Consider the following 15,832-nt stretch of genomic DNA (forward strand, 5'->3'; position numbering starts at 1 on the left):
TGATTTATATTTTATACCTATGTACTGTTATTAGATCCATAAATAACAAAATTTTAAGTAATAATACTAAATCGAAGATTAACTTATTGTTGTGGAACGTAATGTGTTGAAAAACCTGTTTAGCAAAAAAGCCCAACAAGTCATTGGTTTGGACATTGGCTCCCGCTTTGTAAAAGCTGTGGTGCTAGAAAAAACCAGTAATAAGTTTAGCGTACAAGCTTTTGCCTGTGAACCCATCATTGGTAATGCCTTTGTCGAGCGCGAAATTAAAGATTTCGAAGCCGTAAGTACTGCACTTAAAAAAGTAAAGGCAGCGCTGAAGTTTAAAAACAAATTTGTGGCTATTGCCGTATCCGGCTCAACTGTACTTAATAAAATAGTCTACATGCAGCCTGGTCTTTCTGATTATGAACTAGAAAGCCAAATCGAACTTGAAGCTGACAGCTTGATACCCTATCCCTTAGAAGAAGTTTATATCGACTTTGAAGAACTAAGCGATAGTGTCAATAGTTCAAACAAGGTCGAAGTGCTACTGAGCGCTGTACACAAAGACATCGTCGATCGCCGTATCACTTTATTAGGTGAAGTCGGTTACGAAGCGAAAATTATAGATGTAGAAAATTATGCTTTAGCCACCGCAGTGAGTCAGTTTTATCCAACTGAACAAGACACTAACCTATGCTGTTTAAACATTGGGGCGACCTATATACAGTTTTGCGCAGTGAATAGCGGCAAAGTTGTATATACCAAAGATCATAGTTTTGGCATGGACTCGCTCATCCAAGATTTAGTGCTGTTGTATAACGAAGAACGTTCACATATTGAAAAGCAATTGCAAAACAATAGTTTACCAGACAACTGGAAATTGGATTCCTATCCTCTGTTTTTAGCTAATCTGCAACAGCATATTAATCGGGCTTTACAAGTGTATATCAGTGCTACTGGCGCTAAACGCCCAGAGCGTTTATTAATTTGTGGCGGTGCATGTCATATAGCCACTATCGCCAGTGACTTAACTTCTGAGCTGGGTATCGAAGTAGAATTATTTAATCCCTTTGCCAATATGACATTATCTGAATCTTTGCAAAATTCAGATTTTAATGTTTTTGCACCGCAGTTGGCTATCGCCGCTGGCTTAGCGAGCAGGAGTTTTAGTCCATGGCACATATAAATTTATTACCCTGGCGCGAAAGCCTACGGGTTGAACAAAAACGTAACTATCTAACGATGTTAGCCGGCATCGCCATCGTTGGCTTAGGGTTAATGTTTGGTGTAGGCACAGTGGTTGACAATATGATTACCAATCAAGGTAAACGTAATCAATTTATCGATACACAGATTGTTTCTTTAGATGCACAAATCGAAAAAATCAAAGACATCAAAAAAGATAAAGAAGCGATAGAGCAACGAATGGCCTTAATTGAACAATTAGAAGCCAGTCGTAACGCCGTACCTCGAGTGCTGGATGAATTAGTAAAATTAGTACCTCCAGGTCTGTCATTTAGGAGTTTTTCTCGCAAAGGTAACCAGATCGAAATATTAGGTGTCAGCGAATCCAACAATAGATTGGCGGATTTTATGCGCCAGTTAGAGCAATCAAAGGTTTTCAGCAGTGGCGTATTGTCCTCAATCGTGGCCGATACCTCTGCGCTCGAAGCAGTCAGTGACTTTAAATTGACCTTTACTATTAATCCTAGTGTTGCTCCCGACTTTTCCAAAATCAACGCTGAGGTCAAGCAATGAAATTTGATGTCAGCAAGTTAAAAGAAATTAATGAGTTAGATTTTGAACAGGTCGCAGTATGGCCTTTTGAAGTCAAAACCGTTGTTGCAGTATTTGTCGCCGTGATTGGTTTAGTGGGTGGATATTATGCTTTAGTGCAATCCAAATTACCTACTTTAGAAGCGGCACAAAAGCGCGAAGTGGAACTCAAACAAAACTATCAAGCCAAATATCGTATTGCGGTTAACTTAACGGCTTATGAAGAGCAGCTTGCAAGACTTAAATCAGACTTTTCCTCGATGTTAAAATCCTTGCCAACCAGCAATGAAACTCCAGGATTGTTGGATGATATTACTTTGGTAGGTACCTCTGCTGGTCTAACATTCAGATTATTAAATTGGCAACAAGAAGTTCCCAAAGAATTTTATACCGAACTGCCAATTCAGATGGAAGTGACGGGGGGTTATCATAATTTTGGCCAGTTTGCTTCGGACATAGCGGGCTTACCTCGTATAGTTACAGTGCATGATTTTGAGATATCTCAAGAAGCCTCAACCTTAAAACTTAAAGTCCAAGCTAAAACCTATCGAACTGGTAATGCTGACTTAGCGGCTAATCAAAGTACTGCCACTAATAAGGGGCAAAAATAATGAAACTATTAGTTATTGGCGCTTTAGCAATCGTACTTTGTGCATGTGATGCCAAAATTGACGACTTGCAGCTTTATGTTACCGAGGTTCAACAAAACACACCGGTTAGTATCGAACCCTATCCAGAGTTTGACGCCAAACCCACGTTTATTTATTCGGCCGAGTCCTTAAGAAGTCCCTTTCAGCATCCCAGAAATGTTGGAGTTGAAATGAAACCTTCTTCGCAGCCTAATTGTGCACAACCTGAATTTGCCAGAACCAAACAACCTCTTGAAAAGTTTGGTATCGACGCCTTATCGGTTACAGGAGTGTTCACGTCTAACGGTAAAAAGTGGGCACTCATTCAATCTAATACCGGTAGTTTATTCAAAGTAACTAAAGGTGACCACCTTGGGTTATTTTTTGGAACAATAGATTCAATCAACAATGGCACAGTTTCATTTACTGAAATGCTGCCCGATGGTGCTGGTTGTTGGCAGAAAAAACAAGCTACTCTCACCATGCTTTCGAAGGCAGGAGAAAATAATGTCTGAGCGTTACATTTTTAATAAAAAGCTAAATCGTACAAACCCAACATGGTACTGGCTTTTAGGCTCGGTGTTAGTGGTATGTGCGCTAACGGTTAAAAGTCAGGAAACACCGCTTGTTTTAGTTAATCCAGATGCTAAAGCCTCATCGGCATTTACCTCTGAACTGCAGGATATTGAGTTTAAGCGTAAACCTAACGGCGGCGCACAAACCATTCTGAGCTTTAACAACAGTAACTACCAACTGCAATTAAGTGAGGTTAAAAACAAATTAACCTTGTTATTACCCGCGACTAAATTAGCTGAAGAGCAACTTTACAAGTTAGATGTGGTGGATTTTGCTACCCCTGTCACTATGCTTGAAACCTTTCAGCAAAAGTCCAACAGTAAGGTAGAATTTGCCCTTAGCGATAAAGTCAGTTTTAGCCATCAAAAGTCAGCCAATCAGCTTATCATTAATATTGATAAAGCCAGCAAAGACGCTAAAACTGATACCAGCAGTAACTTCAGTGGCGAACCCATTTCATTAGATTTTCAAGATGTACCTGTCAGACAAGTTCTGCAAATTATCTCTCAGGTTAACGGCTTTAATTTAGTCACCACTGATACCGTAACGGGCAATGTCACTATTAGTTTATCTGGTGTGCCTTGGGATCAAGCGCTGGACATGATTTTAAAAATCAAAGGTTTGGATAAGAGACTCGAAGGTAATATATTGTTGATTGCACCTACCGAAGAACTCACTGCCCGTGAAACTCAGCAGTTGCAAGCAAAACAACAAGTTGCCGAGCTTGCCCCCTTGGTATCCACTAATCTGCAAATCAATTACGCCAAAGCCTTAGAAATGGCGGCTATTTTGAAAAATACTGAGAATTCAATCTTAACCCCAAGAGGCACAGTGGCGGTGGATGAACGCACCAACACTTTGTTACTCAGAGATACACAAACTTCAATTGATGAAGCCAAGGCACTGGTCAAGGCCTTAGACATACCCATTAAACAAGTTTTAATTGAATCCAGAATGGTCACGGTTAGAGATAATGCCGGAGAGCAATTAGGTGTACGTTGGGGTTTCAGCGATAAACAAGATAACAATGGTGTGTCTGGCTCACTGGATGGCGCAGATTCTATCGCCAGTGGTGTTATTCCTTCTTTGGCTAATCGTTTAAATGTTAATTTACCAGTCGCTAACCCAGCTGGCAGAATAGGTTTGCAGGTTGCACGTTTAGTTGACGGTACGATTTTAGACTTGGAATTGTCAGCCCTTGAATCTGAAAACAAAGGCGAAGTTATTGCCAGTCCGCGCATTACTGTGGCTAATCAACATGAAGCCTACATTGAACAAGGTACTGAAATTCCTTATGTGCAATCAACCTCTAGTGGCGCTACCTCAGTAGAGTTCAAAAAAGCGGTACTTAGCTTAAAAGTAACTCCTCATATCACGCCAGATAATCGTATTATCCTAGACTTAGTTGTTACACAAGATACTCGTGGTGATACGGTTTCTACTTCGACTGGTCCGGCTGTGGCGATTGACACTCAGGAAATTAGTACTCAGGTATTAGTTGAAAATGGTGAAACCATAGTATTGGGCGGGATCTTCCAGCAAACCACTTCCGACGATGTAACTAAAGTGCCATTGTTAGGCGACTTACCTATACTGGGCCACTTGTTTAAAAATACCTCAGTGATCAGTGAAAAACGTGAACTGCTGATTTTTGTTACCCCCAAAATATTGACAGATAATTTGCGCACCCAATAAAATTACGCTTTTAATCTATGTATTTGTTACAATACTCCACTTATTTAGCTGTCTAAACGTTTGATTAGACAGCTTTTTTGTATGTATTTTAACAAAGCTTGCAAAATTCAGGGTAAAACTGAGATAATCGCGCCCTCGAAATTTCGACGAGGTCTGGTTAATCCATATTAGGGTAGCCGCACAAATCATTTCTACCCCTTAAATAAACATAATTGTGAATAAAGCAAAAAATGGCTGAAAAACGTAATATCTTTTTAATAGGCCCCATGGGAGCAGGTAAAAGCACCATCGGTAGGCATCTCGCAGACGAACTTCATTTAGAGTTCTTTGATTCAGATCAAGAAATTGAAAAACGCACCGGTGCTGATATCGCATGGATCTTTGACATTGAAGGTGAAGAAGGATTTCGTGTCCGTGAAGAAAACGTGATCAATGATTTAACCGACAAACAAGGCATAGTATTGGCTACTGGCGGTGGCTCAGTGGTCAGCAAAGCAGTTAGAAACCGTCTTTCTGCCCGTGGCATAGTGGTGTATTTGCAGACTACCATTGATAAACAAGTTGCTAGAACTCAAAGAGATAAAAGACGTCCTCTGTTACAAAACGACGATCCTGAATCCGTACTACGTCGTCTAGCTGAAGAACGTAACCCCATGTACGAAGATGCTGCAGATTATATCGTAGATACTGACGATCAAAGTGCACGAGCTGTGGCTAATCAAATCATTGAGAAAATCGGTCTGTAACTTCTTCTTCGCAAACTGATAAGGGCTGCGCTTATGACAACACTAAAAGTTGAGTTGGGTGAGCGTAGCTACCCCATTTTTATCCAAGCAAATTTACTGCAACAACCCAATTTTTTGGCTCCTTTTTTAAAGACCAAAACAGTGGTGGTTGTCACCAACGAAATCGTTGAACCACTCTACTTCCCGCTATTGGCAGAAGCCCTTAAAGGCTGTCAAATAAGCAAGATTGTGATTAACGATGGTGAAGAGTTTAAAAATCTGCAAACTTTTGAGTTAGTGATCTCCGAGCTATTGGCAATGTCGGCGGCACGTGATACTACCTTAATCGCCCTTGGCGGCGGCGTGGTAGGCGATCTCACCGGTTTTGTAGCAGCCTGTTTTCAACGTGGCATGCCCTTTATTCAAATCCCTACCACCTTATTATCACAAGTTGATTCTTCAGTTGGTGGTAAAACTGCGGTCAATCACCCCTTAGGCAAAAACATGATTGGTGCTTTTTACCAGCCCCAAGCCGTCTTGATTGATACCAATACTTTGGCAACGTTGCCAGAACGGGAGTTTGCGGCAGGTATGGCCGAAGTCATTAAGTACGGCGTAATTTATGATGCTGAATTTTTTGAGTGGCTAGAAACTAAGCAAGAACAAATAAAAGCAAAAGACACTGATGTATTGCAATACATGATCGGCCGCTGTTGTGCGATTAAAGCAGAAATCGTGGCGGTTGACGAACGCGAATCAGGCCTGCGAGCTTTACTCAATTTAGGTCATACCTTTGGTCATGCCATCGAGGCTGAACAAGGTTACGGTAACTGGCTGCACGGTGAAGCCGTCGCAACAGGCATTGTTCTTGCTAGTTCGGTAGCTACTAAGATGGATTGGTTGCAAACGTCAGAATTCCGACGCATTTTTGAACTTATAACAAGTTTTAACTTGCCCACCTCTGCTCCGGCAGAAATGAATTACGACTGTTTTATGCGGCATATGCGTCACGATAAAAAAGTCCAAGCTGGCAAACTCAATTTTGTCATCCCAACTTCAATCGGCGCAGCCAAAGTAACAAGTCAAATCAGCGAAGAGGTATTGCGTACCGTTCTTTCTTAGTGTCGGGCAAGGTGCCCATAATCGACTAAAAAGAGGCTGTTATGGCTGTATCCGGACTGCAAGATCGCTTAGATTATTTGGTAAGTTATGCTTCCCAACTCATTTTTATTGAGAGTGAAAGCACTGATCAAACAAGTGTATTAGATACTTTTATAAGTGAGTCGCCTGAGCAAGTTGAAATTGCTTTGCTCAGCGCATCTCCCACTACGCCTTTAGTAAAGTATCGAGAAACGATATACAGACAGCTTGTTAGTCAAAGCAAAAATCCCGACTTTAACCGCCCATTAAATCAGTTATTGGTAGACTTAAACGAGCATAACGGCCCGCTTATCATTAGTATTTCGAAAGCCGAAAATCTACCTAACAAACTACTTCAAGAGCTATGGGAGTTAGTACTCCAAAGTCGCTTTGCCAATAACAAACAACACCTAAATGTACTGCTATTTGCACAAGCAACATGGGCTAAACAAGCAAGAAATCAATTACAAAGTCGCACGGGTGATAAACCATTATTACTTAATCAAACCAACAAATTACCTAAATTAAAACAAAGTAGCTCTGAGCTAGATTCACTCATCGCGCTCAAGCGTCAACAGTTTTCCGATCGCCTGCAAAAAAGAGCGCAACAGCAAGCATCCTATCGTCCCTTGTTAAAAAGAAAGGGAGTCATCGCCATATTTATAGGGGTATTTTTACTGCTATTTGCTGGCATTCTTAGTCTGCAATACCCAGCTTTATTTACTCCAGCACCGGAAGTATCGACACTACCAAATACATCCGCACAAGCAAACGAACAGGATGTCAGTACTAATACTCAAGAGGTGGCGGAACTAGTATCAACAAAAGAACAAGTAGCTAAACCTATTACCAGCCCATCCATCAATATAGCCACACAATCCGCCGTTGAGTTATCAGATGATTCCGCTGTATTGGCTGAAACCTTATCCTCATCCCCCGATCCTCTAGTTACCAGTTGGAGTGAGGCCGTTGCCAAAATAGAAGAGGATCCCGCTAAATATTTAGTGGCAAAACCACAACAAGCCTTTATTGAACAACAAGAAACCAATACTCAGCAAATAAACCCAGAAACTGAAACAAATACAGCGGTGGCCATAGATAGCGCGCCTGCGCCCACAAACAACGTTGCTCGCGCGCCAATCAGTTCAGTTGAGTTTCCCAATGGTTTAGAACTAAGAGATGGCCAATATTTGATCCAGATTTCAGCGATGTCTGATAACTACTTACTCCAACAATTTATGCAAGAAAACCCACTAAGCCAACACGTCTGGAGCTACACCACTCAGCGTTTTGGCTCTGACTGGCATGTATTATTGTTCAATCAACTCTATCCTAGTCTTGATAGTGCCCGTGCAGCTTTAGTAAAACTAAGCCCTGCTTTACTAACCTATGAGCCCTTTATAAAATCAGCGAAACAGATTAAACAGGAATTGGCACAAAAAGGTCGATAAGCTATTGGTGTTTGGCCTGATGGTCGTTACAATTCGGGCCGTTTAAGCACTTTCTTCATTGGGCTGCAGTATTAGTCATTATGACAACTAAAAAAAATAGAGCGTTTTTAAAATGGGCAGGTGGTAAGTACAGCCTAATAGACGCCATCAGCGCCAAATTACCGGATGCTAAAAAACTGATAGAACCTTTTGTGGGTGCAGGCTCGGTGTTTTTAAATACTGATTACTCTCAGTACCTACTAAATGATATCAATCCAGATTTAATTAATTTGTACAAAATACTGCAAGTCAATCCTGCGGCATATATTGCAGATAGCGCCAGCTTATTTGTGCCAGCCAATAATAACGCAGATTGTTATTATACTTTGCGACAAAAGTTTAATCTAAGCAGCGACACCTATGAACGCGCTGTCATTTTCCTTTACTTAAATCGTTTTGGTTACAATGGATTATGCCGCTACAATCAAAAAGGTATTTTTAATGTGCCTTTTGGCAAATACCTCGCCCCATATTTTCCTCACAAAGAGCTAGAATATTTCGCCCAAAAAGCACAGTGCGCCACTTTCACTTGTTTGCCTTTTGAAAAGGTATTTGCCAGAGCACGCGCCGGTTCGGTTATATATTGTGATCCACCCTATGCACCTATCAGTAAAACAGCTTTTTTTAATAGCTACGCCACCAACGGGTTTTCACTTGAAAATCAAAGTACCTTAGCCAGTTTGGCCAATAAAGCAGCTTATCAACGCAACATTCCGGTACTCATCAGTAATCACGACACCGAACTGACACGTGAACTATATAAGAATGCAATGTTAACAGAGTTGCAAGTGAGTCGTTTTATTAGTCAGAAAGGGGATGCACGCAAAAAAGTAGGTGAGTTGTTAGCGCTCTATGTGAACTAGTTTTACACTATGATAGATACGACAGCCACAAGCCCAATGATAAGTAATAGAACAAAAATAACCCCGACCACAATATAAGGCACTATGGAGCTTTGTTGAAAATCCCGCTCTCTGTTTTTAGCACTTTGCACACCAAACATACTGGCGGCGACACTTTTAAAAACATCAAATAGCTTAGCTTTATCAGCAGAATACTTAAACAAACTCGTTCAACTTGCCGTTTTATCTTTTGGAATCTCAGCCTGTCTCGACAGTAACTCTAGAAGATCCAAAAAGTGGAATTGATAGGAATTTGAGTGTCCATGAAACCAAGATGACCAACTCACCTCAGCAACTTGCTCTGACGCACAACGATTAATTGGATGGCTCATGGGTAATTCGGCGGCAAAACCAATATCATTTGCACAACTGCAAAATACACTTCCCGAGTTCTGTGGTACTTGCGCAAAGACCAACGCAACAGTTAACGCACTGCCCCCTAGAGTTAATAATGTTTTTGACTTCCTGTTCATAAGATTATCTGTATTTGACATAAGTTGTTGCATTATACCTATGTGCAAAATATCGACAACTCTGCTTTAACGTGATTGTTGCACTGTTCATCTCATGTTCAGCTAAATTAAGAGTTTCGGTGCTTTTTTAACCGCTTAGAACCACAACATTCCTTATGACTACAGGTAAAAAAATACCAGCTAAAAAGCTGGTATTTTTTGGTCTAAGTGAAGTTTAAGCAATACTTAGAAAGAAGCGCCCCAGCTAACTGCAAAGTTGGTATCATCACTACCGGATTCTTCATCAGCTTTAGACACAGTAAAAGTGAAATCACCTTTAGTCACATCAATTTGAAAATGTCCATAATCTGATTCACTGGTAGGTGTATCAAAATCGTAATAACCATAAGTTAAGCCTAGGCCAAATTCATTAGGAAGTTCAAAACCGTAACTTACGTTGTAATAAAGATCACCGGTACCAAATGGCGCATCATTGTCTGCTTCGCTGTTAATGGTATAAGCAACACCAAAGCCAAAAGCACCAACACTGCCATTAAAATATAATTCACCAAAGTTACTGTCTTCATAACCGGTAGAAGGGTAATAGTAGTAGATGTAACCTACGTCATAAGCAAAGTCACCTGCTTCGCCGCCATAACCAAGATATAAGTCTACTTCAGCACCTTTAGTATCACTATCATCGCCACTCCAATCGATAGTTCCGACCCAAGTTCCTGCATATACGCCGCTTTCGCCCGCATAATCTAAGCCGCCAGATAGAGAAGGTGCATTGCCACTTTGTGTAACTCCGCGCCAAAGATAATTACTGGTAGCACCAAAATTTGCACTTACTTCTGCCTGAGCTAATTGACTGAAACCTGCTGTAGTTAATACTGCGGCCGCGATAACACTTAGTTTTAAAGTTTTCATGTGTGTACTCCAGTTTTATTTTTAATATTTTCAGTGTGTTAATGAAATATTCTATCGTTATTTATAATTATTTTTATCTCACTACTAACGCAAATCTAATGCCTAAAAATAAAACTCTCCATAATAGCTAACAAAAACCCCTAACCACTTGTTTTATATTAATTTTTTAGTCTTCTCTGAAATTTTAGATCTGTAGGGAGTTAAAAATATTGCGCATAATTGCACCACATTACCTCATTAGCATCAAAATGGTGCAAGCGAAGCGCTTTTGTCAATCTGCATTTTTCTGTAGAGTAGCGTGTTTTAATCAAGGGAATATTTATGTCGGAATTTTTACTCGCCCCCTCAATATTAGCGGCTGATCTCGCCAGATTGGGACAAGAAGTAGACGCTGTATTAGAGGCTGGAGCTGACATCATTCATTTCGACGTGATGGACAATCATTACGTGCCTAATTTGACCTTTGGACCGATAATTTGCCAAGCATTACGCAATTATGGGGTAAAGGCTCCGATTGATGTGCATCTTATGGTAGAGCCGGTAGACAGCTTGATTGAAAGTTTTGCACAGGCTGGTGCCACGATGATCAGCTTTCATCCCGAGGCATGCAAACATGTTGATCGCAGCGTGCAATTAATTATCGACTCCGGTTGCAAACCCGGTTTAGTGCTTAACCCAGCAACCCCCTTAAATCATCTCGACCACATCATGCACAAATTACATCATATCTTGCTGATGTCGGTTAATCCTGGTTTTGGAGGTCAGCAATTTATTCCACAGAGCTTGGATAAACTTCGCCAAATAAAGCAGTTAATCATGCATTCTGGACATAATATTCGATTAGAAATTGACGGTGGCGTAAAAGTCGATAATATCCGCAGCATCGCAGAAGCGGGAGCCGATATGTTTGTCGCAGGCTCGGCCATTTTCAATCAAAGTGATTACCAGCAGGTTATCCAACAAATGCGCCAGCAACTCGCTCTGGCAGACGCCAATTTTTGTTAATTTACTCAAACTAATACAGACCTTCATATCATGACTAAACCTATCGTACTTAGCGGCTGCCAGCCATCGGGACAACTTACCATTGGGAACTATATGGGCGCGCTGCGTCAATGGGTAGCCATGCAGGATGACAATGATTGTCTATATATGTTGGTGGATTTACATGCCATTACGGTAAGACAGGATCCCAAAGCCCTGCAGCAGGCTTGTTTAGATGGTTTAGCCCTGTATGTTGCCTGTGGTATCGATCCAGCCAAAAGCACTATTTTTATGCAATCCCATGTAGCAGAACATGCCCAGTTAGCTTGGATCATGAACTGTTATACCCAAATGGGTGAGCTCAATCGTATGACGCAATTTAAAGATAAGTCAGCTAAAAACATCAGCAATATTAATGCTGGCTTATATAGCTACCCTGCGCTGATGGCCGCCGACATATTGCTGTATCAAGCCAACAAAGTGCCAGTGGGTGAAGATCAAAAACAACATCTCGAATTAACCCGCGATATCGCCACGCGTTTTAATAACATCCACGGTGATATTTTTAAGGTACCTGATCCCTATATTCCGGAATTTGGTGCACGAGTGATGAGTTTGCAAGAACCCACTAAAAAAATGTCTAAATCGGATGAAAACCCGAATAATTTTGTCGGTTTATTAGAAAATCCTAAAACGATTAGTAAAAAAATCAAACGTGCCATGACTGACTCAGACGAGCAGGCGCGCATATATTTTGATACCGCCGAAAAGCCTGGCGTATCTAATTTACTTAGTTTGTTATCTTGCGCAACTAATCAATCGGTTGAGTCTTTAGTTCCTCAGTATGAAGATAAAATGTACGGCCATTTGAAAACCGATGTGGCTGACGCTGTAGTAGCCCTGCTTGAGCCCATTCAACAACGTTATGCCGCTTTGCGTGAAGACCGCAGTGAATTAAATAAAATCATGGCTGCTGGTGCTGAGCGAGCAAGTGCTAAAGCGCAGGAAACACTTGCCAAAGTTTATGACGCAGTTGGATTTGTAGCACGGCCTTATTAATCCGCTTTGTGCAATAAACAGTAAGTATCTTCATTACATAAGCTTTTTGCCCAACTCAAAAAGCTTTGTTTTTCAGGTTAAGCACCAATGTTGTTATTAATCGATAACTACGATTCATTTACCCATAATTTAGCCCGTTATTTTGTTGAGCTTGGTCAACAGGTAAAAGTGGTGCGCAATGATCAGCTCGATTGTCATGATATTGCCAAGCTCAATCCTGACTATTTAGTCATTTCTCCCGGACCATGCACCCCAGATCAAGCCGGAATAAGCTTAGCCGCTATAGAACAATTTGCCGGCAAAATTCCGCTCTTGGGGGTGTGCTTAGGGCATCAGGCTATTGGGCAAGTATTTGGTGCAAAGGTCGTCAGAGCACTCAACATTAAACACGGTAAAACATCTTTAATTGAACACAGTAACAGTCGTTTATTTAGCGATGTGCCCTCACCTTTTACCGCCACTCGTTACCATTCATTATTGTTGGAGCCTAGCAGTATAAGTGCTGATTTTACTATCAGTGCTTGGTGTAACGAGGGCGAAGCAAACCACGAAATAATGGCCATTGAACACAAATTTTTAGCTCTCGCAGGAGTACAATTTCACCCAGAGTCATTGTTAACTGAATTTGGGCACCAAATACTCGCTAATTTTATTAACCATTTTGCGCCTAAACCCGCTGGTGAAGGCTAATTTCCTAGCGCTAAGTGTGGAACTATGTAATATTCCCACTTAAATATGCACCTCTCTTGTGTTTACCCTAATAAAAATATAATGACTCAAATTTCCAATATTCAAGACATTTTCACGCAACGTTACGATGCCTTCTTTTTAGACGTCAGAGCGGCTCAGGCCAACTTGCAAAACCCTGACAAACCCATTTTAAGTGGTGTTGACTTGGAACAAAGTCTTACCTCACGCAGTTTATTGCGGGTTGAAAAACAAGCCATTCGTGAAAAAGATCTCAATCAAAAACACAACATAAATTATCTTAATGAAAACCTTGCGAAGATAAATATTAAAGTTGAAGAAAGATTGACTGAAGAATTAAAAGACATTGAAAATGTTTATCGCAAAGTTGTAGGTATAGAAGATACCATTCCACAATTACTCGATTTGCTCAATGTTAAAGCCGCCACAACCTCACGGATTGAAACACTGGCGATGGAACTTCCATGGTTTTATCAAGATTTACTCAAGTTAGTTAATCAGCCTAAATATCGTCGTACTGATAGTAACGGCAAAATAATTCATGTGGATAGTCTGCGGGCTGCTTTAAATCGTTTTGGCATCGAAAACCTTAATCCAGTGGTATTATCTTTAGCTTTTAGGCGTTGGTTACCGCAAATTACTGACCCTTACCCGCAAATAAAAAACCGTATTTGGGATGAAGCGCTGGCCACCAGTATTGTCAGTCGTAAACTTGCCAGCCTGCACAAGATCGATGAAAACTTTGCATTTAGCCTCGGCATGTTAAGTTTATTGGGCACCATAGTGGTAGTGAGATTGTATTTTCGCCTATTTGATGTGATACAGCGCGAAGCCTTGATTGAGGCGCAAAATGAGCAGCAACATGAATTACATGCTGCGCTTTCACGCTTAGTGCCAGCAGGTGACTTTTTAAATCAACTGCTCGATAAGTTTGCTTTGCCTATGAGTGCAGAATTAATTAGCAAAATGGACATGAAACGGGTGTTTATTGCTAATGCCATGAATGAAGTGGTAAGCAATGAAACAGAAATATCACCTTTAGCTTTGTTATTAAAACAAGCACGTGGATATAGCCGCTATCGTTTACTTAAACAATATGGCTTAGTTAATATGCAAGAAGCCAAAGATTATGTCAGAACTTTGCGCCTCCCTAACGGTGCTTTAACGCTTTTAAAAACCACTGACATACGTACTTTAAATCTACAGTTTATTGCAAACACCCCTAACAATTAATCGCCAATCCTTGGCTAAAGGCAGGATTTTCATCTTTGTCTTTAGCCCACATGCCATAAACACCAATTTTTTTTCAGCATAATCATTCAGGCTCTTAAAAAAGTCGCTATATAGCCGCACTCTCATGATGCATCTGGTCTGGCCTTACAATGCACTGCCACAAATTATGCAAGTGACTAAATAGTTATTCACTATTCCTGCAAGTTTACATGAAAGCCTTTAAAAATAAGGATTTAGTCTATTTACGCATGCAGACAAGGCGGTTTTTTCCTGTAATACTACAGCACTTTTTTTAGCCGATTGGCAGCAAATATTAAGGTGGTCCTATGAAAGTTACCCGCGATTTATTTAATGAAGTTATGGTTCCTAATTACAATCCAGCAGCCATGATCCCGGTTAAAGGACAAGGTTCTCGAGTTTGGGATCAAACTGGTACCGAGTACATCGATTTTGCCGGTGGTATCGCGGTTAATGTCTTGGGCCACTGTCATCCAGAACTGGTTGCGGCATTAAAAGAGCAGGGAGAAAAACTCTGGCACTTAAGTAATGTATTAACCAACGAGCCAGCCCTACGTTTAGCTAAAAAACTCACTGATGCGACATTTGCCCAACGTGTTTATTTTGCTAACTCTGGTGCAGAAGCCAACGAAGCGGCCTTAAAATTAGCTCGTCGTTATGCTTTAGATGTTTATGGTGAAAGCAAAAATCAAATTATTGCCTTTAACCAAGGATTCCATGGCCGTACCTTTTTCACTGTCACCGTGGGTGGTCAAGCCGCTTATTCAGATGGTTTTGGTCCAAAACCTGGTGGCGTAGACCACGTAGATTATAACGATCTAGCCGCGCTTGAAGCCCTGATGTCAGACAATACCTGCGCCGTGATGATGGAACCCCTGCAAGGAGAAGGTGGGATTATTCGCCCTACCGACGAGTTTGCAAAAGGTGTACGTGCACTCTGTGATAAATACAATGCCTTGTTGATTTTTGATGAAGTGCAATCAGGCGTAGGCCGCACCGGTGAACTCTATGCTTATATGGGACTAGGAATCGAACCCGATATACTAACCACAGCTAAAGCATTAGGTGGTGGTTTCCCGATTGGCGCTATGTTAACTACAACTAAAATTGCTGAGCATTTAAAAGTGGGCACTCATGGCAGTACCTATGGTGGTAATCCCTTAGCCTGCGCCGTTGCAGAGAGGGTCCTTGACATCGTCAATACCCCAACAGTACTTGATGGGGTAAAACATAAAGAACAATTGTTCCGCCAAGGTTTAGAAGCCATCAATCAAAAATACCAATGTTTCAGTGAAGTTCGTGGACAAGGTTTATTACTTGGCTGTGCCTTAACTGAAAAATTTGCCGGTCGTTCAAGAGAATTTTTAGTGGCGGCGGCTGACGAGCATCTTATGTGTTTAATTGCTGGTGCCAATGTGGTGCGCTTTGCCCCTTCGTTAATTATTCCAGACGAAGATATTAAGGCCGGTTTAAGCCGCTTTGAACGTGCCGTAGCCAAAGTAGTTAATGGCTAATAATAAGCGATAGAGT

Annotated in this window: 17 protein-coding genes; 14 read left to right on the top strand and 3 right to left on the bottom strand. The window is 41.1% G+C overall.

Annotated elements, in window-relative coordinates; genetic code table 11:
- Positions 1-106: 106 nt before the first annotated feature.
- The 9 genes from pilM (at position 107) to AX660_RS10745 (ending at position 8,879) form a co-directional block, all read left to right on the top strand.
- Positions 107-1,171 carry a type IV pilus biogenesis protein PilM gene (pilM, locus tag AX660_RS10705; protein ID WP_068377105.1) on the top strand — a complete coding sequence of 355 codons (1,065 nt, stop codon included), beginning with the start codon at positions 107-109 and terminating at the stop codon, positions 1,169-1,171.
- On the top strand, positions 1,159-1,743 hold the full coding sequence (locus AX660_RS10710) for a PilN domain-containing protein (RefSeq protein WP_068376303.1): 585 nt from the start codon (positions 1,159-1,161) through the stop codon (positions 1,741-1,743). Before pilM ends, AX660_RS10710 begins: the two co-directional genes overlap by 13 nt.
- On the top strand, positions 1,740-2,372 hold the full coding sequence (locus tag AX660_RS10715; protein ID WP_068376305.1) for a type IV pilus inner membrane component PilO: 633 nt from the start codon (positions 1,740-1,742) through the stop codon (positions 2,370-2,372). Before AX660_RS10710 ends, AX660_RS10715 begins: the two co-directional genes overlap by 4 nt.
- Positions 2,372-2,905, top strand: a complete 534-nt coding sequence (locus tag AX660_RS10720; protein ID WP_068376307.1) for a pilus assembly protein PilP — start codon at positions 2,372-2,374, stop codon at positions 2,903-2,905. The genes AX660_RS10715 and AX660_RS10720 overlap by 1 nt, the downstream gene beginning before the upstream one ends.
- Positions 2,898-4,661, top strand: a complete 1,764-nt coding sequence (locus tag AX660_RS10725; protein ID WP_068376309.1) for a type IV pilus secretin PilQ — start codon at positions 2,898-2,900, stop codon at positions 4,659-4,661. The genes AX660_RS10720 and AX660_RS10725 overlap by 8 nt, the downstream gene beginning before the upstream one ends.
- A 230-nt stretch (positions 4,662-4,891) precedes the next feature.
- A complete protein-coding gene (gene aroK, locus AX660_RS10730; RefSeq protein ID WP_068376311.1) occupies positions 4,892-5,407 on the top strand; it encodes a shikimate kinase AroK in 516 nt (171 codons plus the stop codon).
- 33 nt (positions 5,408-5,440) lie between these two features.
- On the top strand, positions 5,441-6,508 hold the full coding sequence (aroB, locus tag AX660_RS10735; RefSeq protein ID WP_068376313.1) for a 3-dehydroquinate synthase: 1,068 nt from the start codon (positions 5,441-5,443) through the stop codon (positions 6,506-6,508).
- Between the two features lie 41 nt (positions 6,509-6,549).
- Positions 6,550-7,977, top strand: a complete 1,428-nt coding sequence (locus AX660_RS10740) for an SPOR domain-containing protein (protein ID WP_068376315.1) — start codon at positions 6,550-6,552, stop codon at positions 7,975-7,977.
- 80 nt (positions 7,978-8,057) lie between these two features.
- Positions 8,058-8,879, top strand: coding sequence for a Dam family site-specific DNA-(adenine-N6)-methyltransferase (locus tag AX660_RS10745; protein WP_068376317.1), 822 nt, complete (start codon positions 8,058-8,060; stop codon positions 8,877-8,879).
- A gap of 2 nt (positions 8,880-8,881) precedes the next feature.
- On the opposite strand, the gene AX660_RS10750 is transcribed toward AX660_RS10745, so the two are convergent.
- From AX660_RS10750 to AX660_RS10760, 3 genes are all read right to left on the bottom strand, one after another.
- A complete protein-coding gene (locus AX660_RS10750; protein WP_068376319.1) occupies positions 8,882-9,082 on the bottom strand; it encodes a DUF2970 domain-containing protein in 201 nt (66 codons plus the stop codon).
- 6 nt (positions 9,083-9,088) lie between these two features.
- On the bottom strand, positions 9,089-9,412 hold the full coding sequence (locus AX660_RS10755; RefSeq protein ID WP_235594719.1) for a hypothetical protein: 324 nt from the start codon (positions 9,410-9,412) through the stop codon (positions 9,089-9,091).
- Between the two features lie 204 nt (positions 9,413-9,616).
- The gene (locus tag AX660_RS10760) at positions 9,617-10,300 is read right to left on the bottom strand and encodes a TorF family putative porin (RefSeq protein WP_068376321.1); all 684 of its coding nucleotides are present in this window, start codon (positions 10,298-10,300) and stop codon (positions 9,617-9,619) included.
- A gap of 321 nt (positions 10,301-10,621) precedes the next feature.
- On the opposite strand from AX660_RS10760, the gene rpe reads away from it, so the two are divergent.
- The 5 genes from rpe (at position 10,622) to AX660_RS10785 (ending at position 15,816) form a co-directional block, all read left to right on the top strand.
- Entirely contained in the window at positions 10,622-11,305 is a 684-nt protein-coding gene (gene rpe / locus AX660_RS10765) for a ribulose-phosphate 3-epimerase (RefSeq protein ID WP_068376322.1), read from the top strand.
- A 30-nt stretch (positions 11,306-11,335) separates the two neighbouring features.
- Positions 11,336-12,343, top strand: a complete 1,008-nt coding sequence (gene trpS / locus AX660_RS10770) for a tryptophan--tRNA ligase (protein ID WP_068376325.1) — start codon at positions 11,336-11,338, stop codon at positions 12,341-12,343.
- 87 nt (positions 12,344-12,430) lie between these two features.
- Positions 12,431-13,033 carry an anthranilate synthase component II gene (locus AX660_RS10775; protein ID WP_068376327.1) on the top strand — a complete coding sequence of 201 codons (603 nt, stop codon included), beginning with the start codon at positions 12,431-12,433 and terminating at the stop codon, positions 13,031-13,033.
- A gap of 81 nt (positions 13,034-13,114) precedes the next feature.
- Entirely contained in the window at positions 13,115-14,284 is a 1,170-nt protein-coding gene (locus tag AX660_RS10780; protein WP_068376329.1) for an HDOD domain-containing protein, read from the top strand.
- Positions 14,285-14,610: 326 nt separating this feature from the next.
- Complete coding sequence (locus tag AX660_RS10785) at positions 14,611-15,816, top strand: aspartate aminotransferase family protein (protein ID WP_068376331.1); 1,206 nt, start codon at positions 14,611-14,613, stop codon at positions 15,814-15,816.
- The last annotated feature ends 16 nt before the right edge of the window (positions 15,817-15,832 follow it).

Source organism: Paraglaciecola hydrolytica, from assembly GCF_001565895.1.
Taxonomy (GTDB): Bacteria; Pseudomonadota; Gammaproteobacteria; order Enterobacterales; family Alteromonadaceae; genus Paraglaciecola; species Paraglaciecola hydrolytica.